The organism is Pseudalkalibacillus salsuginis, assembly GCF_021646685.1.
Lineage (GTDB): Bacteria > Bacillota > Bacilli > Bacillales > Fictibacillaceae > Pseudalkalibacillus > Pseudalkalibacillus salsuginis.
This window is the reverse complement of the sequence record NZ_JAKJHW010000002.1, coordinates 328,428-354,854: the sequence shown is the minus strand read 5'-3', so window position 1 is coordinate 354,854 and position 26,427 is coordinate 328,428. Positions and strand designations below refer to the sequence as shown.

The 26,427-nt window shown below is 43.0% G+C and carries 23 protein-coding genes and 1 riboswitch; of the genes, 18 read left to right on the top strand and 5 right to left on the bottom strand.

The window, feature by feature from the left end; all coding sequences use genetic code 11:
• The gene (gene argB / locus L1611_RS06880; protein WP_236312357.1) at positions 1-807 is read left to right on the top strand and encodes an acetylglutamate kinase; all 807 of its coding nucleotides are present in this window, start codon (positions 1-3) and stop codon (positions 805-807) included.
• A complete protein-coding gene (gene argD / locus L1611_RS06875; protein WP_236312356.1) occupies positions 797-1,984 on the top strand; it encodes an acetylornithine transaminase in 1,188 nt (395 codons plus the stop codon). The genes argB and argD overlap by 11 nt, the downstream gene beginning before the upstream one ends.
• A 156-nt stretch (positions 1,985-2,140) precedes the next feature.
• On the opposite strand, the gene L1611_RS06870 is transcribed toward argD, so the two are convergent.
• Positions 2,141-3,712 (bottom strand): alkaline phosphatase family protein, encoded by a 1,572-nt coding sequence (locus L1611_RS06870; RefSeq protein WP_236312355.1) that lies wholly within the window; start codon positions 3,710-3,712, stop codon positions 2,141-2,143.
• A gap of 300 nt (positions 3,713-4,012) precedes the next feature.
• Between L1611_RS06870 and L1611_RS06865 the strand changes: the two genes are divergently transcribed.
• Positions 4,013-4,153 (top strand): hypothetical protein, encoded by a 141-nt coding sequence (locus L1611_RS06865; RefSeq protein WP_236312354.1) that lies wholly within the window; start codon positions 4,013-4,015, stop codon positions 4,151-4,153.
• A gap of 155 nt (positions 4,154-4,308) precedes the next feature.
• On the opposite strand, the gene L1611_RS06860 is transcribed toward L1611_RS06865, so the two are convergent.
• Entirely contained in the window at positions 4,309-5,211 is a 903-nt protein-coding gene (locus L1611_RS06860) for a diacylglycerol/lipid kinase family protein (protein WP_236312353.1), read from the bottom strand.
• Positions 5,212-5,241: 30 nt separating this feature from the next.
• Positions 5,242-6,138, bottom strand: a complete 897-nt coding sequence (locus L1611_RS06855) for a diacylglycerol/lipid kinase family protein (RefSeq protein WP_236312352.1) — start codon at positions 6,136-6,138, stop codon at positions 5,242-5,244.
• Between the two features lie 141 nt (positions 6,139-6,279).
• Here L1611_RS06855 and L1611_RS06850 point away from each other — a divergent pair, with 141 nt between their 5' ends.
• The gene (locus L1611_RS06850; protein ID WP_236312351.1) at positions 6,280-7,503 is read left to right on the top strand and encodes a zinc-dependent alcohol dehydrogenase; all 1,224 of its coding nucleotides are present in this window, start codon (positions 6,280-6,282) and stop codon (positions 7,501-7,503) included.
• A 30-nt stretch (positions 7,504-7,533) separates the two neighbouring features.
• On the top strand, positions 7,534-8,616 hold the full coding sequence (locus L1611_RS06845; RefSeq protein WP_236312350.1) for a class II aldolase/adducin family protein: 1,083 nt from the start codon (positions 7,534-7,536) through the stop codon (positions 8,614-8,616).
• A 59-nt stretch (positions 8,617-8,675) separates the two neighbouring features.
• Here the strand turns inward: L1611_RS06845 and L1611_RS06840 are convergent, their stop codons facing one another.
• A complete protein-coding gene (locus L1611_RS06840) occupies positions 8,676-9,767 on the bottom strand; it encodes an MGDG synthase family glycosyltransferase (RefSeq protein ID WP_236312349.1) in 1,092 nt (363 codons plus the stop codon).
• Positions 9,768-10,309: 542 nt separating this feature from the next.
• Here L1611_RS06840 and L1611_RS06835 point away from each other — a divergent pair.
• The 9 genes from L1611_RS06835 to L1611_RS06795 all read left to right on the top strand — a co-directional run bounded on the left by L1611_RS06835 (position 10,310) and on the right by L1611_RS06795 (position 22,045).
• On the top strand, positions 10,310-10,714 hold the full coding sequence (locus L1611_RS06835; RefSeq protein WP_236312348.1) for a bleomycin resistance protein: 405 nt from the start codon (positions 10,310-10,312) through the stop codon (positions 10,712-10,714).
• Between the two features lie 458 nt (positions 10,715-11,172).
• Positions 11,173-13,650 carry a S8 family serine peptidase gene (locus L1611_RS06830; RefSeq protein WP_236312347.1) on the top strand — a complete coding sequence of 826 codons (2,478 nt, stop codon included), beginning with the start codon at positions 11,173-11,175 and terminating at the stop codon, positions 13,648-13,650.
• Positions 13,651-14,024: 374 nt separating this feature from the next.
• Positions 14,025-15,008, top strand: a complete 984-nt coding sequence (gene argF / locus L1611_RS06825) for an ornithine carbamoyltransferase (protein ID WP_236312346.1) — start codon at positions 14,025-14,027, stop codon at positions 15,006-15,008.
• Between the two features lie 296 nt (positions 15,009-15,304).
• Entirely contained in the window at positions 15,305-15,850 is a 546-nt protein-coding gene (locus tag L1611_RS06820) for a DUF3231 family protein (protein WP_236312345.1), read from the top strand.
• A 250-nt stretch (positions 15,851-16,100) separates the two neighbouring features.
• Complete coding sequence (locus L1611_RS06815; protein ID WP_236312847.1) at positions 16,101-17,144, top strand: ATP synthase beta subunit C-terminal domain-containing protein; 1,044 nt, start codon at positions 16,101-16,103, stop codon at positions 17,142-17,144.
• A gap of 276 nt (positions 17,145-17,420) precedes the next feature.
• Positions 17,421-17,521, top strand: a riboswitch (purine riboswitch).
• A gap of 193 nt (positions 17,522-17,714) precedes the next feature.
• The gene (locus L1611_RS06810) at positions 17,715-18,329 is read left to right on the top strand and encodes a xanthine phosphoribosyltransferase (RefSeq protein ID WP_236312344.1); all 615 of its coding nucleotides are present in this window, start codon (positions 17,715-17,717) and stop codon (positions 18,327-18,329) included.
• The gene (locus tag L1611_RS06805; RefSeq protein WP_236312343.1) at positions 18,313-19,626 is read left to right on the top strand and encodes a nucleobase:cation symporter-2 family protein; all 1,314 of its coding nucleotides are present in this window, start codon (positions 18,313-18,315) and stop codon (positions 19,624-19,626) included. The genes L1611_RS06810 and L1611_RS06805 overlap by 17 nt, the downstream gene beginning before the upstream one ends.
• Positions 19,627-20,185: 559 nt before the next feature.
• On the top strand, positions 20,186-21,265 hold the full coding sequence (locus L1611_RS06800) for an NAD(P)H-dependent flavin oxidoreductase (RefSeq protein WP_265738382.1): 1,080 nt from the start codon (positions 20,186-20,188) through the stop codon (positions 21,263-21,265).
• A gap of 441 nt (positions 21,266-21,706) precedes the next feature.
• Positions 21,707-22,045 (top strand): hypothetical protein, encoded by a 339-nt coding sequence (locus tag L1611_RS06795; protein ID WP_236312341.1) that lies wholly within the window; start codon positions 21,707-21,709, stop codon positions 22,043-22,045.
• Between the two features lie 75 nt (positions 22,046-22,120).
• Here L1611_RS06795 and L1611_RS06790 read toward each other — a convergent pair whose 3' ends face one another.
• Positions 22,121-22,726: a bifunctional 4-hydroxy-2-oxoglutarate aldolase/2-dehydro-3-deoxy-phosphogluconate aldolase gene (locus tag L1611_RS06790; protein ID WP_236312340.1), complete on the bottom strand. Its 606-nt coding sequence runs from the start codon at positions 22,724-22,726 to the stop codon at positions 22,121-22,123.
• A gap of 249 nt (positions 22,727-22,975) precedes the next feature.
• Between L1611_RS06790 and L1611_RS06785 the strand changes: the two genes are divergently transcribed.
• From L1611_RS06785 to L1611_RS06770, 4 genes are all read left to right on the top strand, one after another.
• Complete coding sequence (locus L1611_RS06785) at positions 22,976-23,800, top strand: MBL fold metallo-hydrolase (RefSeq protein WP_236312339.1); 825 nt, start codon at positions 22,976-22,978, stop codon at positions 23,798-23,800.
• 97 nt (positions 23,801-23,897) lie between these two features.
• The gene (locus L1611_RS06780) at positions 23,898-24,107 is read left to right on the top strand and encodes an SHOCT domain-containing protein (RefSeq protein ID WP_236312338.1); all 210 of its coding nucleotides are present in this window, start codon (positions 23,898-23,900) and stop codon (positions 24,105-24,107) included.
• A gap of 101 nt (positions 24,108-24,208) precedes the next feature.
• The gene (locus L1611_RS06775; RefSeq protein WP_236312337.1) at positions 24,209-25,669 is read left to right on the top strand and encodes a sensor histidine kinase; all 1,461 of its coding nucleotides are present in this window, start codon (positions 24,209-24,211) and stop codon (positions 25,667-25,669) included.
• Positions 25,662-26,348 carry a response regulator transcription factor gene (locus tag L1611_RS06770; RefSeq protein WP_236312336.1) on the top strand — a complete coding sequence of 229 codons (687 nt, stop codon included), beginning with the start codon at positions 25,662-25,664 and terminating at the stop codon, positions 26,346-26,348. The genes L1611_RS06775 and L1611_RS06770 overlap by 8 nt, the downstream gene beginning before the upstream one ends.
• Positions 26,349-26,427: the final 79 nt, after the last annotated feature.

Here is a 26,427-nt window from a genome sequence, read left to right as displayed (position 1 = left end):
ATGACTTATCTTGTCATTAAATGTGGCGGAAGTGTTTTGGAAGCTTTACCTGAATCGTTTTATGAAAATATCGTCCATCTTCAAAAAGAGCTTGGTGTAAAACCGGTCATCGTCCATGGCGGTGGACCGCTCATATCATCCCTTTTGAAGAAGATGGGCACGGAAACGACATTTGTCAACGGACTCCGCGTAACGACGGAGGAAGTACTTGATGTCGTCGAAATGGTCCTGAGTGGATCGGTCAATAAGCAAATCGTGAGACATCTGGTGGAAGAAGGCGGCAATGCATACGGCTTGAGCGGTATCGACGGTGGGCTGTTGAAAGCAAAGAAGTTGCAGAGCTCTGTTGATCTCGGTTTTGTCGGAGAGATCTTCCACGTTGAAACGAAGTTGATTTCACAGCTCGGTGATCATGGTTATATCCCGGTCATCTCACCGCTTGGAATAGATGAACGTGGTCAACGGTACAACATCAACGGGGATATCGCAGCCGCAGAAGTGGCGAAAGCCCTCGGGGCAAGGCTTTGTCTGATCAGTGATATTCCTGGGCTTTATGTAGAAGAAGGAACGGAAAAGAAAGTCCTCCATACGGTAACGAAGGATGACATCCTTGAACTGATGGATAACGAAGTGATAACTGGAGGGATGATCCCGAAAGTGAAATCGGCAGTCGATGCACTTGAGCATGGTGTGCCTGAAGTATCGATCATCAATGGAATGACTGCAGATGCCCTGATCGATTTTTGCACCGGGAAAGAGATTGGAACGAAAATCATATTGGCTGAGGAGGTCGCAAATGTCCACTGAACTACTCATAGAACAGTCTCCCCTGATGAAAACATACAACCGGTTTCCAATTACACTTGAAAAAGGAAAAGGGAGCTATGTCTGGGATCAGGAGGGGACCAAATACCTGGATTTCACATCGGGTATCGCCACGTGCAATCTGGGACACCTTCCGGATGTGGTGAAAGAACACGTGGATGTGCAATTGGAGAAGCTATGGCATTGCTCGAATCTTTATCATATACCTGAACAGGAGGCGTTGGCCGAGCTGTTGGTCAAGAATAGCTGCGGTGATCAGGTCTTCTTCTGCAATAGTGGTGCAGAGGCGAACGAGGCAGCGATCAAACTGGCGAGACGTTACGCGAGTGTGGCGAAGGGTGGTGAGGAAGTTTTCGAAATCGTAGCATTCAACCAATCGTTCCATGGGCGTACGATTGCGACATTATCTGCAACAGGCCAATCCAAGCTTCAGGACGGTTTTGCACCATTGCTTCAAGGATTCCGCCATCTCCCTTACAATGATGTGGAGGCGCTGAATAAGCTTTCTTCCGATAAAACGTGTGCCGTTTTAGTCGAACTCGTCCAAGGAGAAGGAGGCGTGAATCCAGCCGATGTGGAGTGGATCCAGCAGCTTGAGGACATATGCAAAGCGAACGACATCCTGTTGATGGTGGATGAGATCCAGACAGGCATGGGCCGGACTGGGACGTTGTTTGCCTACGAACAGTATGGAATCGACCCGGATGTCATATCGGTTGCTAAAGGACTCGGCTCCGGTTTTCCGATTGGTGCGGTGATTGCAAAAGCGAAAGTAGCTGAAGCGTTCGGACCTGGAACCCACGGAAGTACTTTCGGAGGAAACCCGCTGGCGTCCTCAGCCGGGTTTGCGACAGTGAACCACCTCGTTTCGAGTGATGTCATCAACGATGCGTTCATCCTCGGACAGTATCTGAAGGATCAGCTGGAAAAGTTGAAGGCGGAGTGTAAGGAAGTGAAGGAAGTACGTGGAAAAGGCTTGCTTATAGGAATGGAGATTAGTGGTAAGGCGATCTCGATTGTAGAGAAAGCGCGAGAGAAAAACGTACTCATACTGGTAGCTGGCCCGAATGTGGTCCGGATTTTACCGCCATTGACCACCTCAAAAGAAGAGATCGATTATTTCATAGGGGTAATGAAGGAGATTTTTGTTGAATCATAAGGGCCTAAGTGCCGTTATATACAGGAGAAAGCAAGTGATTTCTTTACGAAGTCACTTGCTTTTTTTTACGTTAAAAAAGTATAACTATTCAGCGATGTAGCTAACCGACATAGCAGAGTTGATCAGGGCGTTTGCGCTTTTCTTAATCAGCTTTTCTCATTCTGCAAAAAGAGAGAGGATATATTCTTTCAGATCAACCATTCGACGAAACCTTGGCTCTTTGTCTGTTCCAGTTATGATCATAGCTGCTAATGTATCATCTTTATGAATTCCGCCATGTTCCCCACCATCAGGATGAATGGGAGCGGTCTCAGAGAAAAAAGAATAGCCTGGTTTGGCAGTTAATATCAAAACAGGTTCATCATGACTATGAAGCGCGCTTTCCAACTGATTAAGCACATCTGGATAATCACCGTATCCAATCGTACCTTGCGGCTTTACTTGTAACGATAAAATATCCGGGTTTCCCTCCAAAGACCATGATTGAGCGTATTCATCCTTCCATTCACCGCCAGCCTTATATCGAAACACTCCTTGTTCATCGGGACTGATGACATTGACCCATCCATTTTCCACCCATGCTCCAAAAGCTATTCGCTTATCTTTTATCCCTGTTTCCGCTAACTCGGATAATGGATCATGATTCTTGACTGAGTAGACATACGTCATTCTGTGGTTATTCCCGAATGCGATATCACCTTTGCTTACCTTGCCTCCAAAAGGAGCAATTGTATATTTTTTATATAACCGTTCCAAATCAATGGTCAGTTCATCTTTGTCTTTAACTGTTTCGGTTTGTCCGTGATCACCAATGACAATGAAAATATAATCCTTCATCGCTTTCTCCCAACTTCCAGAAGCACTTAAAATCTCACCAAGATAATTGTCAGCTTTTTGGAGACCTTCTTTATATAGTGGACCGTTTTTATGCGCTTCTTTATCAAAATCAGGAAAATAAACCATTGAAAAATCTGGGAGCCTTTGTTGCTTTATCAATGCTTTTACAACTTCTGCTGAATAATGATCCGTGATTCCGAACTTTTGAAAAATGGAGTCAGGTAAATTCTTATCCAGCTCTGGAGCTGACAATTTACCAAAAGCCAATACATCCGGACCTTTTGTCTTATAGGATCTGGGAGAGTTTGTGAACTTGCTGATAGGGTAGGGTACTTTCAGTTCGTGATCTGCACTGCCTCGATACACTAACGTATTGACTGAACCTGTTGATACACCCTGTTGTTGTAAGTTCTCAAAGACCGTTGTCACATCTTTGCTTAAATGTTCATTATTCAGGTTATGAAGCGTATCAGCCAATACGTTTTGTACCCCTCTTTTCCTCATCACTTCAAATGAGGTGCCATAATCGACCAATCGATCCTTCTCGGCCGAATACCACGTTAAACCTGGAATTTTATGTGCATCTGGCATCTCACCTGTCAAAATCGTACTTTCTATAGTGACTGACATGGAAGGGAAAGCAGCTACCAGGTCTTCATAAAGTCTACCATTCGAGGCAAGAAACTTTAGAGCCGGAAAGTCATTATCAGCAAAACCTTTATGTAAAAGTTCAGAGGTCATTGAATCGATGATGATCAGTACAACCTTTTTCCGACCTGATTGTTCACTTGTTTGCAGCAAGCCATCCTTTTCATTGGAGTCAAGGATAATCGCTACAAAAATCATTGAGCTTAAGACCAGAAACAATAGTAAGAATGTGTATTTTTTCATCATTGCCCCCGCTATGTTTGAACTCTTTCAATGATTGAAGCGTTTACTCGAATTGTTGTTTTATTATCCTTTCGTTATTTTTACTTTTTATTCGATTTCACAAACATTGCATTGTTATGGTTTCTTTAAGGATATTTATGATAAACGAAATATTGGTGGAGTAGGTATAAGGATGGAATACTGCTATTGGAAGTGTTTCTTTGGTTTCATATGGTGATTATTGGAATTCATTCATCTTTACATATTTTATAAATCAAAACTTCACACTATAAGAGAAAAAACAATATGGTGGGGTAAAGAATGAAATTTGGAACAAAAACCTTTACAATCGCGGCCTTAGGATTATCGTTGTTTACTTTCTATCGTTATAGAGAACGATTTACAATCGATGCGATGGTCAGGAGCTTTTCAATTCCTATTCAAGATATTGAAAAGAAATAAAAGCGTTTTATGATTTTCTAAAGGGGGCGGTGTGCTTGCAACTTTTTTTCGATGGTCTGCTGGATAAATTTAAAAAAACAGTCATGGCCTTATATGAATTTGAGTATGACGAGTTGTTTTACAAACTCAAAAAGTAAGTTGTAAATGCAACGTTTTCAAACAATGTAGAGACTTTTTTGTCTGTTCCGGATGGTCAAAGGGGTCTTTCCCAGGATTTCACCATCTGCGTGTACGATAGAAGGAACCTCAGATTCGACTTGGACTTCTTTACAACGAAATGTTTCAACACAATGGTAATCGATATGGTCACCCTTATAAACTTGTGGAAACAACTTTAGAAGTTCCCATCTCTTCAGATTGGAAACGATGCATACATCCAGCCATCCATCATCTGGTTTGGCCGCAGGTGATATTCTCATACCCCCACCATAAAAACTCGAATTTGCAACCGCCACAAGCCAAACATTCGGGAACGTTTTACTCTCGCCATCTATCGTTAATGTAAGGTTCGAAGGAGTGTAACCCCTTAACACATTTAATACACTCAGTACATAACTGACTTTCCCCATCCGTAAAGTATTCATAATGCCCTTATATTTTGACTCATTCGTTGCTAAGGCTACCTGTCCATCAAATCCGATCCCGGCTACAGTAGAGTAAAACCGAGACTCATCATTATGTTTCAATATCTCTCCAACGTCAATTGCTTTTATTTTCCCTTTTAACACATGATTAAGTGCCATTCTCCAATTCAACGGGATGTTCATCTCCCTGCAAAGATCATTTCCAGACCCTGTTGGCAAAATACCCAAAGGGACATTGGTACCGACCAATGCATTGAGCACTTCATTGACAGTGCCATCACCGCCAACTGCCACAATCACTTTCGGATTATTTTCATTCAACAGGTCATAAGCCAGCTGGGTACCATGCCCTTTTTGTCGAGTAACCCTATAGCAATAAGGGATTTGTCGTTCTTTCAGAATCAGCTCCACCTTTTCCCATATTTTAGCTCCCCTACCATTTCCAGAATACTTATTGACGATAAAGCCATACATATGATCACCCGTTCTTCCAAAATTGTCTGGTTATTTTGAAGTATAGACATTTAGGTGCGATGGCAATACCTCAAAGCTGAAGTTATTGAGGTAGACTTGTTCACCATCCAGGTTGAAAGGCATGATTTCTGAAAATGAGAATTCCACGGAACGTACCGATTGATACTCAAAGGATGTGACCTTATGAGGTAAATGAATCATTTTGGATAACAATGTAAAAAACAGTCTGATTTTTTCTTGATTTCGCAAGGCTAATAAATGAAAATGACCATCCTCACGATTTGCAGTATCAATTAAACGTTCAAATGGTCCTAAAGCATTTCCATTCATGATCAGGAATAGTGAGAGATCCTGTAAAACGTCGGTTTGCGAAAGAGTAATCGATATATTGGATGTTTGTTTTGTGAATAGATAGGTTCTTAGAAAGGAAAGACAATAAGCCAATTCACCAAGCCATGATTTGAGGGTTGGGGACGTGTTATATGTGATGTCAGTCAACCAGCCTGCAGCAGCGATATTCCCAAAGTAGTGGTTTCCGATTTTTCCGATATCGATCGGTTTGATCGTTTGTTGATCAACGAGAGGGATGATATCAAGAAGTTTGGTGGGCATTCCTAAGTACTTCGCGAATTCATTGCTGGTGCCAACCGGGATGATGCCGATATTCGGCCTGTATCCTTCAACCGAAATGGACTGGATACATCTGTTGACTGTTCCATCGCCTCCTAAGATGAAGATAGAGTGCACTTTTCGTTTACATGCATCAGTGATGGAACCTTCCACTTGATCAAAATGTTCAATTGTATGGATGTCCAGGTCAAATCCAAGATCTGAAAGGTGCTCGATCAATTTTGGTACATGTTTATGATTTTTTCTTTTTCCGCATCCAGGGTTATAGATGATTGTTGCTTTTTTAACTTTTGACATTGTAAAGCCCTCTTTTGGATTTATCAATCAATATTAATTTCTCCAGATCCCGCCAAATTAGTCCTCAGATTGTTTATGAATATGAGATGAATAACCATTTCAATGTTGGATATATTATCCAAATAGAAGGGAGATTGAGGTATGAAAGCGATTCAGTTCAATTTCAGTAAATCAAGATACATATTCTCAAAAGTGGCCGGACGTTTTTTAACAAAAGCTTATTGGGATCCGCGATTCTCATGCTTACAGTACACAGACCACCACCGGAAAGAATTACCGAATGATGATTGGTTGAGAGTTGAAGTCAAATATAGCGGAATTTGTGGAAGCGACTTGAATCTAATCTTTCTGAAAGACAGTCCGGCTACTTCTCCCTATGTTTCCTTTCCGTTTACGATCGGTCATGAAATCGTCGGAACAGTCACTGAAATAGGTTCGAATGTCAAGGGGATTCAGAAGGGACAAAGGGTCGCAGTGGATCCTATATTGTCTTGTGAAGTCAGAGGGATTGAAAAACCGTGCCGACCCTGTCAGGAACAGAACTACAGCTTATGTGAACGAAAGACCGAAGGCGCAATTTCCCCGGGATTATTGACAGGTGCCTGTCGGGATACAAGTGGAGGATGGAGCCCTTGTATCGTGGCGCATAAAAGTCAGATTTTCAGCCTTCCCGATGAAGTTGATGATTTGAACGGCGTTCTGGTGGAACCTTTCAGTTGTGCCATCCACAGTGTGATGAGGAGTCAACCGAAGCAAGGGGATACTGTATTGGTGATCGGTGGAGGGGTTCTTGGATTAAGTACAATTGCTGCAATCCGCGCCCTGGGCTTCCCCTGTAAAATTGCCAGCCTGGTCAAATATGGTTTCCAGGGAGAATTGGCCACCTATTACGGTGCTGATGAAGTTATCCATCTTTCAGGATCAGGTTATGATGAGGCTTTTGCAAAGGCAATCGACGCTACGGTTCTATCTCCTTTATTCGGTCCTAAGGTCATTGAGGGAGGAGCGGACATCGTATTTGAATGTGTTGGCAGGCAGCAGAGCATAAATGATGCTTTACGATTTACCAGGAATGGCGGAAGAGTCGTTCTGTTAGGACTTGCGGGCATCATGGACGGGATAGATTGGACGACCGTCTGGTTGAATGAGTTGGAGATAAAAGGGACTTTTGCCTATAGTACCGAGACATACCAAGGAAAGCGGTTAAGGACCTTCGAGCTGGCCATCCAATTGATAAAAGAAGGCAAGGTTGATCTGTCACCAATGATTACCCACAGATTTCAGTTGGAAAACTATCAAAAAGCCTTAAGAGCTGTTTCAAGCAAAGGAAAAAAAGATGCAGTCAAAGTGGTTTTTGAACCATGATTTCGATCTATGAAAAGGAGTTGACAGAAGATGAAAAATTTTACAATCACAGGAGTGGAACCAAGCGCCTTTCTTGAGGAATTTTCTGATGGGTTAAAACAAACCTTTACGGATAAGGGATACCATTTTGAAGAGAACACCGACAATGAAATACGTGTAGTCTTCAATAGGATTGATTCTGAGAAACCAAGACCTTTTCGCCGTAAAGCGCAAGCTACCTTCGTCATATCGATTCTTGAAGTCGATTCAGGATCCGACAATACATTTGAGTCAGCCTACCCATATTTAATCAGATCTCTTGCTAATCATCTGATCTATATCTTTCACAGAGGGGACACTACAGAATTGTATTTCATATCACCTGAACAAGGATTTTATAAAATGGAATACTCGAATGGGCAGGACTTCTATAACCAAGTATTCAACCGGTTAGAGCCCATTTCGACAGCACAATTGGTCATTGACAATGAATTCATAGAAGATTTAGGGGACGCTTTTTGGGAAGGGAATGAAATAACGTACAAATTGCGTGATTCGGGGAAAAAACTTGATGAGATGGATCTGCTGCCAGCACCTTTTCCACTGGAAAAATATCTGTCCCAAAGAGATATGCGCCAATTGAAAAAGCTGTATGGAATTGGTGGTTTAAGTTATGGGAACCTCAGCAGTCGCCAGGATCACAAGAATTTTTGGATGAGTGCTAGCGGAATAGACAAATCCAATATGCAAAAAATCGGACAAGATATCCTTTATATTAAAGGATATAATCCAACGAAAAATACAATGGAAATCAGCATACCGCCAAAGGTGACGCCGAAAAGGGCTTCAGTTGACGCAATCGAACACTGGATGATCTATAGGGAGCATCCAGATGTAGGGGCAATTGTCCATGTCCACGCATGGATGGAGGATATCGAGGCTACTGAGGTGAATTATCCGTGTGGGACGTTACAACTTGCGGAAGCCGTTGCAGATCTGGTCAAAAAGGCGCCGGATCCATCACGTGCTGTCATCGGATTGAAAAATCATGGTCTGACGATAACCGGTCGAGATCTGGATGATATTTTTGATCGGATTGACGGAAAGATTATCAGGCAAGTTCCAATGACTTGACCTAAGAAAATAGCTATGAAGCTTTGCATTAAAACAGGGGGACTCCCCCCTGAAGGATTTTATAGCCGTTTTTTTAATGAATCCGTTAAAATGGTTTCGATATTATCCTGATCCTTCAAGTGATTTGAGAGACTCTGTTGGATCTTATGCCTCTCCGTACTATTTTCCAGGAAGTCGAGGAGGCTGTTTTCCAATTCATCCAGATTTGCCTTTATGGCCAGGTTTTCTTCCATTAAAAATTGTTCATTTCGTTCTTCCGGACCTGGAAGGGTGTCCAGGAGACAGAGCGGAATACCTTTACGGATACATTCGCTGATCGTTACCCCACCTGGTTTCGATAACATAATGTCCATCTGTTCATAAAGGCGGTTCATCTCCTCTCTTGAAGATATGTACGAAATCGGTTGTAGGAAAGGATGATCCATTTGCTCAATACGTTTGTATAACTGCTCATTCTTTCCGCATAACACAAAGTAGTTGATCTTTCCTGAAAATGAAGTGAAGTTGATCCTTTCTATAGCTCCGACTCCTAAGTTGCCACCCGAAACCAATACGTGATATGGAGGGGACTGTCGGGCAGTTCCGCCTACCTTCGGGGTAATGAGGGGGTGGACGGGTATGCCTGTTACGGCAATTTTTTCAGGAGTAACGCCTTGAGACATCAAAAAATGTTTCGATGAACGGCTTGGCGCGAGGTGCACATCAATTTGATCAAGTCCCCATATCGAATTGATGAAATAATCTGTGTAAACATTCATCACCGGCACAGATAATTGTCCTTCCTTCTTTAAAAGGTTTACTAAAGAGGAAGGAAGGCAATGCGTGCAAATGATCATATCCGGATTTTCTTGTTTGATCAGTTTTTTAATGCTTTTCAAAAAAATGAGTTCATAAAAGGATAAACGTTGATCCTCTTTACTACATGCATTATTCTGATAAATCCGGCTGTAGAAAGAGGGAGCCCTTTTGATTGCTGTCAAATAGAAGTAAGATGTCAGTTGTTCCGCCAACGGAGAGGTGTAGGAAAAAATGTCCACCTTTTTGATAGTGACTGAAGCGTCGATCTCTTTCAGATATGCGCTTATGGCATCCGCTGTCTGGTGATGCCCAGATGGAAATTGTAAAAAGGGAAGCAGAAGGATTTTCATCATATGATCTAGACCTTTTTTCCCTTACTATGTGTTCTTTTCCTGTTCGTTATACGAACGATTTAGGATGGATAAAACAAATTACGCTCTGGAAGTAGAACGCCAGTGTTATACAATAAATTTTAAACTCTAATGGTAATGGGGTTGTCAATTGGTTTATAGAACCTGGCGATGGTCTGACCTTGTGGCAACCGATTCCAGGCAGCTGCCCCTGAAGGAAATAGGACATAATTTCTGTAAGCCTGATTAAGGCAACGCTTTATATGTAATAAAGGTTAATGCGGGGCGGACGCATTAACCTTTGGTAAAGGATAGGAGGCTATGCTTTGATTGAAAAGGGGGAGGGCGTCCCCTTTTCATAATCTATCTTATGCAGTTTGATAGAAGGTGCCTGTGCGTTTGCTAGATTTATAGGAAAATTACTAGATTATTTTCATGTTTGTTCTTCATCGGTTTTAGATTTTACGTCCAGGTGAATATACTAAAAGGAAATCCTTTATTCAGGATCGAATTGATTCTATAAAAGCTTGGGAGGGATTGTTGTAATGAAAATGCTTGAAGCCATACCTGCTTTACCGGTAACAGACCTCGAGAGCAGCATAGCGTTTTATCGCGACTCGCTTGGATTCTCGGTCGAGTATGAAGAGGATGGTTTTGCGGTATTAAGCTGGGATGAAGTCCGGATCCATCTGTGGCTGGCCAATGATGAAAGATGGCGCAGGGTGGACAGGTCTGCTCCAGTCATTACTGGTACCGAGTCGTTTATCGCAGGGACAGGAAGCTGTCACATTGGAATGGACGGTGTCGATGAATTGCACGGACGTCTAGAGGACCTTGGGATATTGCACCCGGATGCGCCTTTAGGCGATCGCCCATGGGGAGTTCGAGAGTTTGCGGTGATTGATCCAGACAACAACTTGCTCACCTTTTATGAACGGATTGGAAGCTGATGGGTACATATGCAACGTTCCGGGTTGGAATACTATGATATAGCTGTAAATGAAATGATAACCGAATATGATGTTATAGAGAGCAGACCAACAGTGGTTTGCTTTTTCTATTCAAAAAGTTTGTGAATTAAGGTCCTATTATAGCTCTATGGGTCCCTTGAAGGAGGCAAAAATAGAGACTCATAAGAGCTTCATGAGACCATGAAATAGCGAAAGGTTGAATTTGAGGTACCCATAAGAGCTTCATGAGACCGTAAAAAACATGAAAAACTGAATTTGGGGTACTGAAAAATTGCCCATTGGTTCTATTTTACTAGATTGTACGGGTCCATACGACTTTTCGGGTAGTAGGAATATATCTTTCGTTCTTATCTGTTACGCCCTATGGAGAATAGCGGATTTTGACAGACCTGTGGAATAATTGAATTATTCAAATTATTTCATTCGGAGGGCGAGAGATGAAACGGTTAACTTTTCTGATTTGTGTAATGCTCGTATTCACAACATGGTTTACCGCATTGACACCGGTAACGAAGGTGAATGCGGAAACGAGTGGAACAACAATCATCAACACGAAATTGCAAGATGCGATGGAGGACACATCAGACCCACTTGAGGTGATTGTGACCTTCCATACGAACGATGGCCCGACTAAAGAACATGCCCAACTCTTAAAAAAGGTAGGGATTACGAAGGGAGTAACGTTCAACGAGCTTCCGATGGCTGGGGTTTTAGCGACGCCGAAACAGATCGAATCTCTTACCCAGCTTGAAGAAATCCGTTCCTTATACTTAAACGAAGAACTCGAATATGAAAATGAAGACTCGACAGACTTGACTGGGGTAGACAAGCTCCGTGAAGATGCAGCTCTTACCGCAAAGAACGACGGACTACCGGTTTCAGGTAAGGGTGTCGGCGTTGTCATCAATGACAGTGGTGTCGATGGGACCCATAAAGACATCAAATTTGGTGACCATCTGGTACAAAATGTCCAGGGTGCGACGAATTTGAATGCATTCAGTGATTTGCTTCCAATAACATATGTTGAAGATGTTCCAAATACGGACAGTGACTCCGGGCATGGGACGCATGTCGCTGGAATCGTCGGTGGAAATGGGGCAATGTCGAGTGGGAAATATGAAGGGGTCGCGCCTGGCGCAGATTTAATCGGATATGGTTCCGGTGCTGGAATCTCAATCCTTGATACGCTCGGCGGATTTGATTATGCATTGACCCATCAAGCTGAGTATGACATCCGTGTCATCACGAATTCATGGGGATCGACGAGTGATTCAGGAACCGATTTTGATCCTGAAGATCCGATCAATATCGCTACGAAGAAGCTATATGACCGGAACATAGTCACCGTATTCTCTGCTGGCAACTCGGGTCCTGGAGAAGCGACAATCTCTGGCAACTATAAAAAAGCACCTTGGGTCATCACGGTTGCAGCGGGTGATAAGCAAGGGAACCTAACCGATTTTTCATCCCGTGGTGTAAAAGGGAAAGGCGGTACAGTGACGGTTAATGGTGAAGAGTTCACTTGGGAAGACCGACCGACAATCACAACACCTGGGGAGGATATCATATCGACAAAGACTATAGCGCCATTGACAGCATTAAGTGCTGACAAGGATGCGGAGACTCTGGATCCTGCTCATCTACCGTATTACACTCACATGAGCGGAACTTCGATGGCCGCGCCGCATGGGGCTGGGATCGTAGCCTTGATGCTTGATGCTGATCCAAGCCTCACACCGAAAGAAGTGAAAGAGATCATCCAGCAGACAGCGACCAACATGCCAGGGCATGAACCCTGGGAAGTCGGAGCGGGTTATGCGAATGCTTATGCGGCTGTTGATATGATTTTAAACGATAAAAATTACGGCCAGACGCTTAATCTAACGAATGAATACAATGCGAATGTAGAAATGGATGTCGAACGGACACCTGTAGAGGTTGAATACAATCCTGTAACAGCTGACTCAAACAAGGTGACGTTTGAAGTTGAGGAAGGCTTGACAGAGCTTGTCGCGCGCATCAATGCAAAAGGGCTTCTCGATGAAACAGGGAATCCGCTCAATCTTGTGCTTACCTCACCAGACGGAACAGAATACTCTTCAGGAATCTATGTTCTGTTCACGTTATATACCGACCGTACCGTCCAGGTGACAAATCCAGTACCTGGTACGTGGACTTTAGAAATACGAGGGCTCCAGGGCAGTGTTGGGCTGCCTGAAACGGTTGAAGGCGAACTTGCTTTTAAAAAAGCGAGCGGTTTCACTGGGTTGAATGACATCAGCGGCCATCCGGCAGAAGGTGCAATCAAGAGCGGGGTGAGCGAGCGGTTTTTGGATAGCGATAAGAACGGGAACTACAAGCCAGATGACGCTTTGACACGTGTCGATCTTGCGAAGTACCTGACAATGGGTGCTGGAATCCGTCAGTATCTTCCAAATGGCGGGGCGAGTTTTACCGATGTAGCTTCGAGTGATACGGCTTATGTGGAAGCAGTCGCTGCAAAAGGTGCAGCCTTGAAAGATACAGCACAAGGAGATGGCGGTGTTCTATTGCCGACAGCTGACGGTAAATTTTCACCAAAGAAAGCTGTTGACCGTGCTGGGCTTGCCTATGCTCTTGTGCAAAGTTTGGGACTCGAAAGTGAAGCGAAGGCGCTCAATGATGATCCATTGACAGTGCAATATAAGGATGAAAGGGTTGCAGTTGAGGATGCAGAGCAAGTTCCAGATCATTTGAAGGGATACGTCCAACTCGCTCTCGACCTGAACATTCTTAATGCTTATTTTAATGTCACTCAAGGTCCGTATGATCTTGAGCCAACTGTCACAGCTGTTTTTGAGCCAGCACAGACAGTCACACGAGGAGATTACGCCGTTGCCATCTCCCGTTACTATGCGAACTACTTGATGCCTTGAAGGCAATAGAATTCAGTTGACCTCCTGACATAGCGTCAGGAGGTTTTTTTGTTGCGATGAAGGAATGTCTAGCTCCAACGACCAACCACTTGGGTCACTTCAGACCTTCTGTGGCGGCGACACATTGATTTAAGTCGAAGTGTTTATCCACGCAGAACCGAACTTTGTTTGGTTCGAGCCTCCTCGTCGGACTTCCAGCGACCCTCATGGCTGAACAGAGCGTTTGCGCTTTTCTTATGGCGAGAATATACATTATTATTCAAATATTATGTACTAAAATAAGGTAATTTAAGTATTTTTATAATAACTATTGAATAAATATTATTGAGTATGTATAATAATTCGAAAGAGAGATGAGTTAGGAGAGATGCAAAATGGCAAAGGCCGTTGAACTATTACCGACAAAAGGATTGACCGCTTCCAATTTTACAGGTCAGGATTTTCTTACAATCGCAGATTTCCATTCAACAGAAATCATGTACTTACTTAAACAAGCTTTAAAGCTTAAACAGGAACAGAAGCTCGGCGTAGCACACAAGCATTTGAACGGTAAGGTATTAGGGATGATCTTCGATAAGGCGTCGACGCGTACGCGGGTTTCTTTTGAAGTTGGGATTATCCAACTTGGAGGGAATCCGATTTATTTGAACACGAAGGATACCCAGCTTGGACGCGGGGAAACCGTTGCTGACACGGCTAAGGTGTTATCCCGTTACGTAGATGCTGTCATGATCCGGACATTCGCGCATAAGACAATTGAAGAATTTGCAGCGCATGCCGATATTCCTGTGATCAATGGTCTCACCGATTTACACCATCCTACGCAGGTGATGGCGGATCTGTTGACGATCTTAGAATATAAAGGCAAATTGAAGGGGTTGAAATTGTGTTATCTCGGTGATGGTAACAACAATATGACACATTCCCTTTTAGAAGGTGCCGCAAAAGTCGGGATGGACATCGCCGTCGCAAGTCCTTTCGGGTATGAACCCAATCAGATGATACGCGATCAGGCGAAACTTGTAGCAAAACAGAATGGGAGCTCCGTGGTGATCACCAACTCTCCGGATGAAGCGATCCAAGACGCGGATGTAGTGGTTACGGATGTATGGGCAAGTATGGGGCAGGAAGAAGAGTTCGAAACGCGTATAGAAGCTTTCAAGCCTTACCAGGTGAACAGTAAGCTCTGTGAAAAAGCGAAGGACGATTTTATGTTCATGCACTGCTTGCCTGCACACCGAGGCGAGGAAGTAACAGCTGAAATCCTCGATGGTCCGCACTCCGTCGTTTTTGACGAAGCTGAAAATCGCCTCCATGCACAAAAAGCGATCATGCTTGCGCTTATGGGAAATAATTAATTGTAACCAGGTAAAAGGGGAAGATCCATAACAAAAGGATCACCCCTTTCTTTAAATGAAAAAACGCAACGACAGACTATTCGGTGCAAAACGGTACAGGAAGTGCAATCGTAAACCCACAATTCTAAACAGCGTAACGTGCACATCTTCAGGTTTTAGGCTAATGTACATTTCCATGCGAATCGATTATCCCAGGTTACTCCAGGGTTTCGTCCATACGATGAACCCTTCGTGAATACCTCCGAGGTTAAATAGGGATATTAAAAAAAGAGATCTATTATCCAGGAGGTACATAGATGGCAAACATATTCGAGGCGTTAGTCGATTATATGAAGAAGACCTACGATGATGAACCGAAAACTCCCTTGCATGTTGGGGAGGTAATGGGATGCTGGCTGTATTATACTGCGCTTGCAGAAGAAATTCCCGCTTTGGAAATTTGTTTGAACACTACGATTGATGATGAATTAAGCGTAATCGTAAAAGAAGGAAAAGACTTAGGTGAGTCCCAATTGAATAGGCTTGAAGCGTTCATGCTGGAGGAAGGCATTCCATTGCCGAGAGCAGATGCACATAAACCGAAAACAGACCCGAATGCTATACCGTCTGGCGTTAAATCATCTGATAATGAAATAGCCAATTTACTAAGTGTTAAAGTGGCGAGTAATATCGTGATGTGTGCAACAAATACAACCCAGTGTATACGGGGTGATATGGAAAAAATCTGGGTGGAATTACAAAGTGAGAAAATGCTTTACGGATCCAAACTGAAAATGCTGATGCGAAAAAGAGGCTGGATCAAGGTGCCACCATACTATACACCTTCTGGCCATGAGGGATGATGGAGGAAGCAGGCTGCGACGGGCAGCCTGTTTTTTCATTATTCCGATGAAAACTGAAATCCCTACAAAAAAGTGACTAAGCTTGAATGTTGTAAACTTTTAGAAAGAAGGCCCTGATTAACCTATTTTTCAATTGTTCCGGATTGTAAAGATTAGAAATAATAATTACGCCAAAGAGTAATTTATGGTTGCTTTTTAGCGTAATTAAGAATACTATATAAAGTAACAGGAGGTGTAAAAATTGGAAATGATAGAAAATATTCGTTTGAACGTGGCATTATTGCGGAAAAAAGTACCGAATTTGACTACTGCAGCCAAATCTGTCGGGTTACGGCCAGCGACAGTCTCGAACCTATGCACAGGAAAAATTCCAGTGGGACGTTCAGAGGTCCGCACATTAGTTGCACTCGCAACGCTTGCTGAATGTAGTCTTGATGAATTGATTATCAGAGGGGAGAAGATTGATATGATCGAAACGGGGATCAAAACTTTGGATTTGTTCGCACCACTCGCAAAAGGGGGGACAATCGGCCTGGTCGCGCGCCACGGAATGGGGCAACTGGTCATTTTAGCTGAATTAACCCATCGCCTTAAACAGAACGGCTATGCATCGGTTCTTTTAAAACCAGAAGGAGACAATGAAGACCTCAATGACATTTTGGAATACTATGATGTCGTTGTAACGTCTGTGGATGAAGCGTATGAAAAAATGGCTGGCTTCGGCAATCAGAAGGAAATCATGTTTACGGCCGATCGTTCACATGTCCTGACAGGGGAAATCCATGATCTTCAACAACGCCTTCAAGATGTTGGTGTGCAGAACGTGACCACCTTCCTTCTGGATCTGAAGGGAGAAGCGATGGATGAAGATCTGCCATACGGACCGCTTGAAACGTTGTGGCAATTCGATATCGACCTGGCTACCCGCCATAAATTCCCGGCAATCAATCCAATTTACTCAACATCGTCTGTCCTGGAAGGGGCATACCTTGACCAGAATCACTTGCATATCCAGCAGCGCGCGCAAAAACTGCTCCGTCGGTACCGAGAACTCCGGGCTGTCGTCAATGTGAGGGGAATCGATAGTGTACCTGAAGCAGAAAAACTTACGTACAAAAGAGGCGAGCGGCTTGAAGCCTATCTGACACAGCCGTTTTACGTCGCAGAGCAATTCACTGGTAAGAAAGGCGAAACGGTCAGCCTGAAAAATACACTCGCTGACGTTCAGAAGATTTTAGACGGCTCCGCCGATTCGAAAGAAATCGATCAACTAGACTACATCGGAACGTTGTAACCTATAATTAAGAGTGCTGATCCACATGATCCAGCATTCTTTTTAAGTGTCAAAAAACACGGAGACTTAAAACTTTCTGCACAGACGGTTGAGACAGGATAGTGAGTGAGATCCTTACCAAAGGAGTTAATGGAATCTTTGGGACTCAAAACTCCCATCTTTTTTGAAAGACGAATGAAAATACGTGGGTAACCATCATTAAACCCTAAAACCCGAACGATATATAGAATTTTCATGGTTATTGTTCCATTTTAGACGCTTATACGTTATAATCCAATTTATAATTCAATATCAACTCGTATAATCGCAGGAATCGGCCTGCAAGTCTCTACCCGGTCACCGTAAATGACTGGACTACGAGTGATGACCGCAATGTAAAGTTGGCCCATCATATATGTTGGGTTTACCTTATATTGGTGTATCTATTCACGATCACTCGAAGAGACAGTTGATGTCTACTCGGGTTTTTTTATTTTCACCCGGAAAGGTCCATTGTCTTCGGAAGTTTGTTTATTTTCTTGCCGAGAAATCGATAATAACTTCTTAAAAATGATCAGGAGGAATTTCATTATGCAATTGCTGAAGGAGAAAGTGTTGGAGGAAGGGATTGTGCTATCTAATCAGGTGTTGAAGGTTGATGCGTTCTTGAATCACCAAGTTGATCCAGCACTCATGTCATCAATCGGGAAGGAGTTCTTGTCCCATTTTTCAGGAGAAAAAATCACCAAAGTTTTAACGATCGAAGCATCAGGGATCGCCCCTGCACTCATGACGGCTGCTCATCTGGAGGTGCCTCTCATTTACGCAAGAAAGCAAAAGTCACTTACTTTGAAGGATGATATTTATGTAAAGAAAGTATACTCCTTTACAAAGCAGGTTTCGAGTGACTTGACGGTAGCAAAGAAATTCATATCACCGGATGATCGTATCCTGATCGTTGACGATTTTTTGGCTCATGGAGAGGCTGCGCTCGGGCTGGCAGACATCATTTTACAAGCGGGTGCTGAGGTCGCAGGAATCGGAATCGTCATTGAAAAGGCATTCCAAAACGGTGGGGAAAGGCTGAAAGATGCCGGATATCGAGTGGAATCCTTGGTACGGATCGTGTCACTGGAAAATCAAAGGGTCGAATTTGCAGAGGACCATGAAGAAAAGGAGAAGATCAACCATGCAACGTCCATCTAAAATTTTCTCATTAGGGTTTCAACATGTACTGGCCATGTATGCTGGTGCAGTCATTGTACCACTCATTGTTGGGGGAGCATTGAAACTTTCAGCTGAACAGTTGGCTTATCTCGTTTCGATCGATTTATTCACTTGTGGTTTGGCAACGTTGTTGATGGTTTGGAAAAACCGTTTTTTCGGTATCGGGCTTCCGGTTGTCTTAGGCTGTACGTTTACTGCAGTCGGGCCGATGATTGCGATCGGAAGTGAACATGGCATTTCAGCGATTTATGGAGCTATCATTCTATCAGGTATATTCGTCGTATTGTTTGCTGGATTTTTTGGGAAACTGGTTCGATTCTTTCCACCTGTCGTTACAGGATCAGTTGTTACTGTCATCGGCATTACACTTATCCCGGTCGCGATAACGGACATGGGCGGTGGTCAAGGAAGCCCAGATTTCGGAAGTCTGGATAATCTTGCATTATCGTTTGGAGTACTGGCTCTGATCATATTGATGAACCGTTTTTTAAAAGGATTTCTTCGCACGGTTTCGATTTTGATGAGTCTGATTGTCGGTACGATCGTTGCTTCTTTCATGGGGAAAGTTGATTTTGCATCGATTGCAGAAGCTTCTTGGTTCCATATGGTCAAGCCATTCTATTTCGGATTACCGACATTCGAATTTTCTGCAGTTCTCACGATGTTGTTAGTAGCGACCGTCACTATTATCGAATCCACCGGCGTCTTTCTAGCATTAGGAAAAATTTGTGGGAAAGAGATTTCATCGGATGATTTGTCCAAGGGATACCGTGCGGAAGGATTAGCCGTTCTATTAGGTGGTATTTTCAACGCATTCCCCTATACGACATACTCTCAAAACGTCGGACTTGTTCAAATGACGAATGTGAAGACGAGAAATGTGATCTTTACTGCTGGCGGCATATTAGTCGTGCTTGGCCTTATTCCGAAAGTGGCAGCATTTACGACCTTGATTCCAACGCCTGTACTAGGTGGAGCTACCATTGCCATGTTTGGCATGGTCGTCTCGACAGGGATTAAAATGCTAGGAAGCAATGTTGACCTGGATCATCATGAGAATCTTTTGATCATTGCTTGTTCCGTAGGTGTCGGTCTTGGGGTCACTGTATCCCCGACCTTGTTCGACCAGTTGCCGCAGGGATTCCAAATCTTTACGGATAACGGAATTGTAGCAGGAAGCCTAGTAGCGATCGTCTTGAACATGGTCTTTAATTTCGGTCCAAAAACGAAAGTAGATATAGCTGAGTCTGAAAATCTAAACCATAAAGCAGGCTGATTGAATTAAATCCATACAGATGAAAATCCCTCTTAAGGTGACCGTTAGGAGGGATTTCGTTTTTTGCCAAATCATCTTTCTCATACATCATCTGCAAATTACCGTTTCCTCGTTTTAGAAGATCGCTTGAAGGATTAATCTTCAAGCGTATGTTCATGTATGAAGGAGTTTTATCACGTGAATTCGGGTCCCTAAGGTGATATCATTTGTACAATAGCTTTTATGCTCCTGCATACACTGATCATTCGTAAATAATAGAGGAGAATCGATCAAGTCTAACAAGACGATATCGAATGAGAAAAGGTTCTCACTAACCGGGCTTCTTATCCTGCCAATCATTGGCCTGTTCATTGCTCGACAGTTCTACACGAACGAATGGCTTGAGCTTTTATCTGGAAATTATATTTGTTATTCATCATAGTCCTTTTGCTGCCAGCCGCTATGATTTAGATGTCGGATTTATAGATTAATTTCGGTGACTAGCTCTCATCATAGGAAAAAAGAGTTAATCGCACACTTTCAGGATTATTTTCACGAGTTCGAAAACCTACGGAAAAGGATGAGAATGATGAACTTACGAACTGAAATCTGTTCACTTTTTGCCATTGAATATCCGATTATTCAGGCGGGGATGGCTGGCGGAATTACGACACCCGAACTTGTTGCTGCAGTCTCCAATGCTGGGGGACTCGGCACTTTGGGTGCTGGTTACTTGACGCCTGACGCAACAAGGGATGCGATCCGGAAAATCCGGGAGCGGACCGACCGGCCTTTTTCTGTAAATCTATTTCGGGTAAAGATGGAAAAGGAAGACTCCCGTACAACTGCTGTCCAAGAAAATCTTATGCCGATCTATGAAGAACTGGGTATTTCTCCGTCTGCAGAACAACCTGAAGTTACAGATCACTATGAAAAACAGTTTGATATCTTGATAGAAGAGAAGGTGCCGGTGATCTCTACCACATTCGGAGTACCGACCCAAAACCAAGTGAACCGTGCCCATGGGCAGGGACTCAATCTGGTAACGATGGTGACAACCGTAAAAGAAGCGATTAAAGCAGAAAAAGTCGGGGTTGATGCGGTCGTTGCCCAGGGCGGGGAAGCTGGAGGGCATCGCGGAACGTTCGAGATGGAAAATAGAAGGGGAGCTAACATCGGAACATTGGCGCTCATCCCTCAGGTTGTGGATCATGTATCGATTCCTGTCATTGCGGCTGGCGGGATCATGGATGGGAGGGGTCTTGTCGCAGCACGTGCGTTAGGAGCAGATGGTATACAGCTAGGAACCCGTTTTTTGAATGCAGTCGAGAGCAGTGCCGATCCCGCTTATAAAAAAGCATTGCTCGATTCAGATGAAGAAAGTACGGAAATTACAACGGCTTTTTCTGGAAGACCTGCTCGCGCGATCCGAAATCGATTTATGGAATTTTTAAAACTGAACGAAATCGAACCGCTCACCTATCCGATTCAGAACTTTATCACGAAAGAAATCCGTGCTGCTGCCAAACGGCAAGGGAAAGCAGGGTACATGTCACTCTGGTCAGGCCAGGGTAACAGGCTCATCAAAAATGGCCAGACAGCTGATGAAATCGTCAAGGAAATCATTTCAGAAGCAAAAAAGACCAAAAGCAAGTTGTAAAGGTCTCACCTCTTGAGGTCCGGGCTCGACTGTGAAATTGACACTTAGACACGAAAATCTTCATCCTGGTGACATAGTAGAGGTAGAGGTTACTTTCGTAGGGTTGAACAATGGATGGCCAGCGATTTTAAGCAACTTGAAAAGTCTACTCGAAACAGGGAAGACCTTGCCGCCTTTATCAATTTGACATGGAATTTCATATGAATAGCGATTTGCGTTTTAATAGTGGATGTAAGGATTCGGAACACTTTATCATGCAATATAACCAGAATAGAGCCATACAAGACCCGTATCCAATTTACGATGCGGGTTTCATTTGTACTAAAATATGGGAGAAGCATAGTTCTGTTTAGAGGTGGTAAGTGAGAAAGGTAATGTTATTCATGGTGTTTATGGTATTCTACTGGTTGTAATAAAGAGCTTTCTTTTTTTGAAGTGAAGATGCCGAGTATACATAAAGATGTTCAGAAGTTCATTGATCAAGTCGATGAACAAAATGGCGTACATCTTTTCTTTGATAAAAAGGAGGCAGTTTACGTATTTTTGAATGCTGCGAATATGGACCAGGGGGAAGAGGCGGCTTACATTAAAAATTTCACTGTCAAATGCGAAGGTGACACCTTAGAAATCTATTATGCCGAAAAGGGAACCAGGGATTATTCAAACAACCAGCTTGACCATCAATTGTTATACAAAATAAACCTTGATAAGTACTACGAAAAGATAGTAGCGTTCAGTAATGAAAAGGAAGTCCCATTTGCGGTCGCTTCAGGAAATTGAATAAAGAGAAATGACTATGGAACTGGGGTGGCGGGTTTGAGTCCTCCAGTCCCATAGCATGTTGGTATGAATCGGTTAGTTGACACGATTCACATACAGTCGGAATCGTTCTTTGAGAAGGGCCCATTCTTGGTTTTCAAGCATTTCTTCGGTGATCAGGTTTCGATCTATTCTGATCACCTCTGCTCCAGCATTCATATAATCCTCAACATTTTCTTCACTTGAACACATGAGGGGGATATCATCGAACGGTTCCAATACGGCTGCGATAAACGAAGGTCCTAGAGCAGAAGCCGGAAATATATTGACCATAGATGCTCCCTGGATCGTCGCATGAACCATTTCTGTAGGTGTGAAGACGCCTGGGATGTACAAAGTATGGCGGTTGTTCGCAAAATAAAGGACTTCTTTCACCATGATCGGTGAAACCAGAAAGTCGGCTTTCGCTTTGATGGCATCCTCTGCATCGTCAATAGAGAACACGGTTCCCGCTCCAATCAGCAAGTCTGGAAACTCTTTCTTGATCTTTTTGATTTTGTTTATACCGTTGGGTTCATCCAAAGTAATTTCAATCGCTTTAGCACCGCTGTCAACCAATGCTTGCACAATCTCTGAAAGATGGTCATCGGGCATGTTCCGCAACACTGGGATGATCTTTGCCTCTTTCAGCTCCTCCAACATAGAAGTTCACCTCCTGAAATGCAGGCTGTATCTTTACCTTGCACCTATCTATGAAAACGGAATAATAGATTATTTTTAGGATGCCTGTTGTATGGTTTCCCAATCTACATGGATTTTAAAACCAAATCCTCGTTTTTCAATAGGATTACATCAAAAGTCTTACTTCAGTTTCAAACCTTTGCTCGTTTTTCCTTCCTGGTTGATTGATTAGGATAGAAGAAAGAGGAAAGAAAAAGGGAGAGATATGTAATGAGTAAATTCATTTGTACGACATGTGGCGTCCAGTATCCTGAAAGTACACACGAACCGGAAAGTTGCCCGATATGCCGTGAAGAGCGGCAATATGTGAATCCGAAAGGACAGGACTGGACCACGCTTTACACAATGATCGAGAGCAGAGGTTACAAAAATGAAATTGAACAAGAAGAAGAGAATTTGTACAGTATTAAGACTACCCCGGGCTTTGGAATCGGACAGACGGCTTACCTTGTAAGAGAGGATGGTTTCAATGTTCTTTGGGATTGTATAACCTACCTTGATCAAAAGACCATCAAAGCCATCGGAAAACTAGGGGGAATCGATGCCATTGCTTTATCACATCCACATTACTATTCCACTCAGGTTGAATGGGCTCATGCATTTGACGCGCCGATTTACATCCATGGAGATGATCGGCAATGGGTCATGGAACCGAGTGAGCGGATACACTTCTGGTCAGGAGAGGAACTGCAGTTAAAATCCGGGATTACACTTCATCGCCTGGGAGGTCATTTCAGTGGTGGCGCCGTTCTCCATTGGAAGGAGGGTAACGCAGGAAAAGGTGTCCTGTTGACGGGAGACATTATCCAGGTCGTCGCTGATCAGAACTGGGTAAGCTTCATGTACAGCTATCCGAATCTGATCCCTCTGCCTGCCAGGAAAGTAGAGGATATTGCGAACCGGGTAAGGCCGTTAGGGTTCGACCGTATCTATAGTGCCTTCCATAAAATCGTGAAGACAAAGGCAAACGAAGCGGTTCAACGGTCCGCAAAGCGGTATATGGATGCAATCGAAGGAAAGCCGTTTGATACGTGATGAAGTTAAGAAAAAATTAATCTTTAATCTAGGTGGAGTTAAGAAATGCTCGATATCCTGTGATAGTAAAAATATATTACACACAGGAGTGATTAAAATGCATCATGCTGGTTTCTTTCCATGGTTCATTTTTCCGATCCTTTTTATTTTCATTGGGATTTTCGTTACGAGCCTCATTTTGTTAAGGAGAAATGGAGGATGCTACCGTAGAGGATCTTATAACGCAATGGAAATGCTTGAGAAAAGGTATGTCAATGGTGAAATTGACGAAAGCGAGTTTAAAAAAATCAAAGAAAACTTGAAGTGATTTGTTTGGAACACCGCTGATGAAGCGGTGTTTCTGTATGATGCAACCTTCAGTTGGTTAGGATATGATTGGTTCAGAATGGAAGGAAGGATGGTGAATACATGTCGATACGAAGAAAACTGATATTGTCGAATATAGCAATGGTCGTCATCCCTGTCATTTTATTTATTTTAGCTGTTTTTTTAGTTATTTCGCTTTTATTTGGGGGCTTTAACGATTTTTGGTCTGTGATGAATGATGAAGAGAGCACTGACACGGCTACAATCGATCTTGAATTTAATGAGCTGAAGAAACTGGCTTCCCTATCTCCCGATCAGTTGGAGGATCAACAACAACTCATTAAATTTAAGGAGGACCTGGCAAAACACCATTCTTCCTTGATCGTAAGAAAGGAGAATAAAATCCTATTTCGTTCTTCTGAGCTAGGAAACCTCTCTGTCAATGACCTGCCTGCTTTCGGTAATGACAGCTTCCAACGCCCAGTTCAATGGATTGACGGCGAACATTATCGTCTTAGGTCATATGACTTTTACTTCGATAACGGTACAGAGGGAACGATTTTCCTTCTCCAGGATCCTGGAGGAAACTTCGGCAGAGGGTTTTTCCCGTTGTTGTTCGGAATTCTTCTTCTGATTTTGATCGGAACAAACGGGTTACTCACTTATTTGGTGTCAAGAAGCATAATCAAACCGGTCAATGAATTGATTAAAGCCTCTAATCGGATAAGTGAAGGGGCCCTTGATTTTGAAATTGTCAACAAGAAAAAAGATGAATTGGGAGAGCTTTCTAGAACATTCGATCATATGCGGAAAAAGTTGAAAGAGTCGATTCGTGTACAATTGAAATATGAAGAAAATCGAAAAGAACTGGTAGCCAATATCTCTCATGATCTCAAAACACCGATTACATCGATAAAAGGGTATATAGAAGGAATTCAGGAAGGTGTAGCCAATACACCTGAAAAAATGAATCGTTATCTAAAAACGATTTATACAAAAGCAAATGATATGGACTATTTGATTGACGAACTATCGTATTATTCCAAACTGGATTTGAACCGGTTGCCTTATGATTTCGAAGAATTGGATATCCGCTTGTTTTTGTTGGACTTGAAGGAAGAGCTCGCCTTTGATCTGGAACAGGATGGTGTAGAACTCTCTTTCCAAGCAGACAATGACCGAACCTATCATGTTCTGGCAGATCGGGAAAAAATAAAGCGGGTGGTTGCGAACATCATCAATAATAGTTTGAAGTATATGGATAAACCCGACAAGTGCATCACGATCCGCCTGAATGAGGAACAAAATCAGGTTATGGTACAGATTGTTGATAACGGTTCTGGTATCCCGGACAATGCGCTACCTTACATTTTCGATCGTTTTTATCGAGCAGAGCCATCCAGGAATACGAGTTCTGGCGGAAGTGGTCTAGGGCTCGCGATTGTTAAGCGGATCATCGAAGATCATAAAGGGGAAGTATGGGCTGAAAGTAAAATTGGAGAAGGCACAGGTATCCATTTTACCTTACCAAAAGTGAAGGGAAAGGAGGCAAAAAATGAATAGACTGTTGATTATCGAGGATGATGTGAGTATTGCAGAACTTGAACGTGACTATTTGGAAATTAACGGTTTTATGGCAGATATTGAAACAACCGGTGATCAGGGGCTGACAAAAGCCATCAACGAGGAGTACTCCCTTATTATTCTTGACATCATGCTGCCCGGTAAAGATGGATTCGAACTCTGTAAAAAGATAAGGGCATCCAAGGATATTCCTATACTGCTTGTAACCGCAAAGAAGGAGGATATTGATAAAATTCGTGGTCTCGGTTTAGGAGCAGACGATTTTATTGTGAAACCATTCAGTCCCGGTGAACTGGTTGCAAGGGTTAAAGCGCACCTTGCAAGGTATGAACGGTTTTTAGGAAGAGATCGGAATAAGGAGGAACTCCGGCTCCGTGGCCTTACGATTGAGAAAAATACTCGTCGTGTATGGATGAACGAAAAAGAAATTTCCCTTACTACAAAAGAGTTTGATTTGCTATTATTTTTAGCCAGTCATCCGGATCATGTATTTAGTAAAGACCATCTATTTGATCGGATTTGGGGATTGGACTCAATAGGGGACATCACGACAGTAACCGTCCACATACGGAAATTACGTGAAAAAATTGAAGCCGATCCTTCCACCCCTCAATACATCGAAACGGTTTGGGGAGCAGGATACCGCTTCAAAGCATAAAGAAAACTTCGGTTATGCCACAAGCACTCTTGCTGCTTGTGGTTTTTTATATACTAAGCCGCTGTTAAATCGTGATGTT

What these genes read in the sequence shown, in the direction of transcription:
- argB (WP_236312357.1), top strand. Translation starts at nt 1, where the DNA reads ATGACTTATCTTGTCATTAAATGTGGCGGAAGTGTTTTGGAAGCTTTA.
- argD (WP_236312356.1), top strand. Translation starts at nt 797, where the DNA reads ATGTCCACTGAACTACTCATAGAACAGTCTCCCCTGATGAAAACATAC.
- L1611_RS06870 (WP_236312355.1), bottom strand. Translation starts at nt 3,712, where the DNA reads ATGAAAAAATACACATTCTTACTATTGTTTCTGGTCTTAAGCTCAATG.
- L1611_RS06865 (WP_236312354.1), top strand. Translation starts at nt 4,013, where the DNA reads ATGAAATTTGGAACAAAAACCTTTACAATCGCGGCCTTAGGATTATCG.
- L1611_RS06860 (WP_236312353.1), bottom strand. Translation starts at nt 5,211, where the DNA reads ATGTATGGCTTTATCGTCAATAAGTATTCTGGAAATGGTAGGGGAGCT.
- L1611_RS06855 (WP_236312352.1), bottom strand. Translation starts at nt 6,138, where the DNA reads ATGTCAAAAGTTAAAAAAGCAACAATCATCTATAACCCTGGATGCGGA.
- L1611_RS06850 (WP_236312351.1), top strand. Translation starts at nt 6,280, where the DNA reads ATGAAAGCGATTCAGTTCAATTTCAGTAAATCAAGATACATATTCTCA.
- L1611_RS06845 (WP_236312350.1), top strand. Translation starts at nt 7,534, where the DNA reads ATGAAAAATTTTACAATCACAGGAGTGGAACCAAGCGCCTTTCTTGAG.
- L1611_RS06840 (WP_236312349.1), bottom strand. Translation starts at nt 9,767, where the DNA reads ATGATGAAAATCCTTCTGCTTCCCTTTTTACAATTTCCATCTGGGCAT.
- L1611_RS06835 (WP_236312348.1), top strand. Translation starts at nt 10,310, where the DNA reads ATGAAAATGCTTGAAGCCATACCTGCTTTACCGGTAACAGACCTCGAG.
- L1611_RS06830 (WP_236312347.1), top strand. Translation starts at nt 11,173, where the DNA reads ATGAAACGGTTAACTTTTCTGATTTGTGTAATGCTCGTATTCACAACA.
- argF (WP_236312346.1), top strand. Translation starts at nt 14,025, where the DNA reads ATGGCAAAGGCCGTTGAACTATTACCGACAAAAGGATTGACCGCTTCC.
- L1611_RS06820 (WP_236312345.1), top strand. Translation starts at nt 15,305, where the DNA reads ATGGCAAACATATTCGAGGCGTTAGTCGATTATATGAAGAAGACCTAC.
- L1611_RS06810 (WP_236312344.1), top strand. Translation starts at nt 17,715, where the DNA reads ATGCAATTGCTGAAGGAGAAAGTGTTGGAGGAAGGGATTGTGCTATCT.
- L1611_RS06805 (WP_236312343.1), top strand. Translation starts at nt 18,313, where the DNA reads ATGCAACGTCCATCTAAAATTTTCTCATTAGGGTTTCAACATGTACTG.
- L1611_RS06800 (WP_265738382.1), top strand. Translation starts at nt 20,186, where the DNA reads ATGAGAATGATGAACTTACGAACTGAAATCTGTTCACTTTTTGCCATT.
- L1611_RS06795 (WP_236312341.1), top strand. Translation starts at nt 21,707, where the DNA reads ATGCCGAGTATACATAAAGATGTTCAGAAGTTCATTGATCAAGTCGAT.
- L1611_RS06790 (WP_236312340.1), bottom strand. Translation starts at nt 22,726, where the DNA reads ATGTTGGAGGAGCTGAAAGAGGCAAAGATCATCCCAGTGTTGCGGAAC.
- L1611_RS06785 (WP_236312339.1), top strand. Translation starts at nt 22,976, where the DNA reads ATGAGTAAATTCATTTGTACGACATGTGGCGTCCAGTATCCTGAAAGT.
- L1611_RS06780 (WP_236312338.1), top strand. Translation starts at nt 23,898, where the DNA reads ATGCATCATGCTGGTTTCTTTCCATGGTTCATTTTTCCGATCCTTTTT.
- L1611_RS06775 (WP_236312337.1), top strand. Translation starts at nt 24,209, where the DNA reads ATGTCGATACGAAGAAAACTGATATTGTCGAATATAGCAATGGTCGTC.
- L1611_RS06770 (WP_236312336.1), top strand. Translation starts at nt 25,662, where the DNA reads ATGAATAGACTGTTGATTATCGAGGATGATGTGAGTATTGCAGAACTT.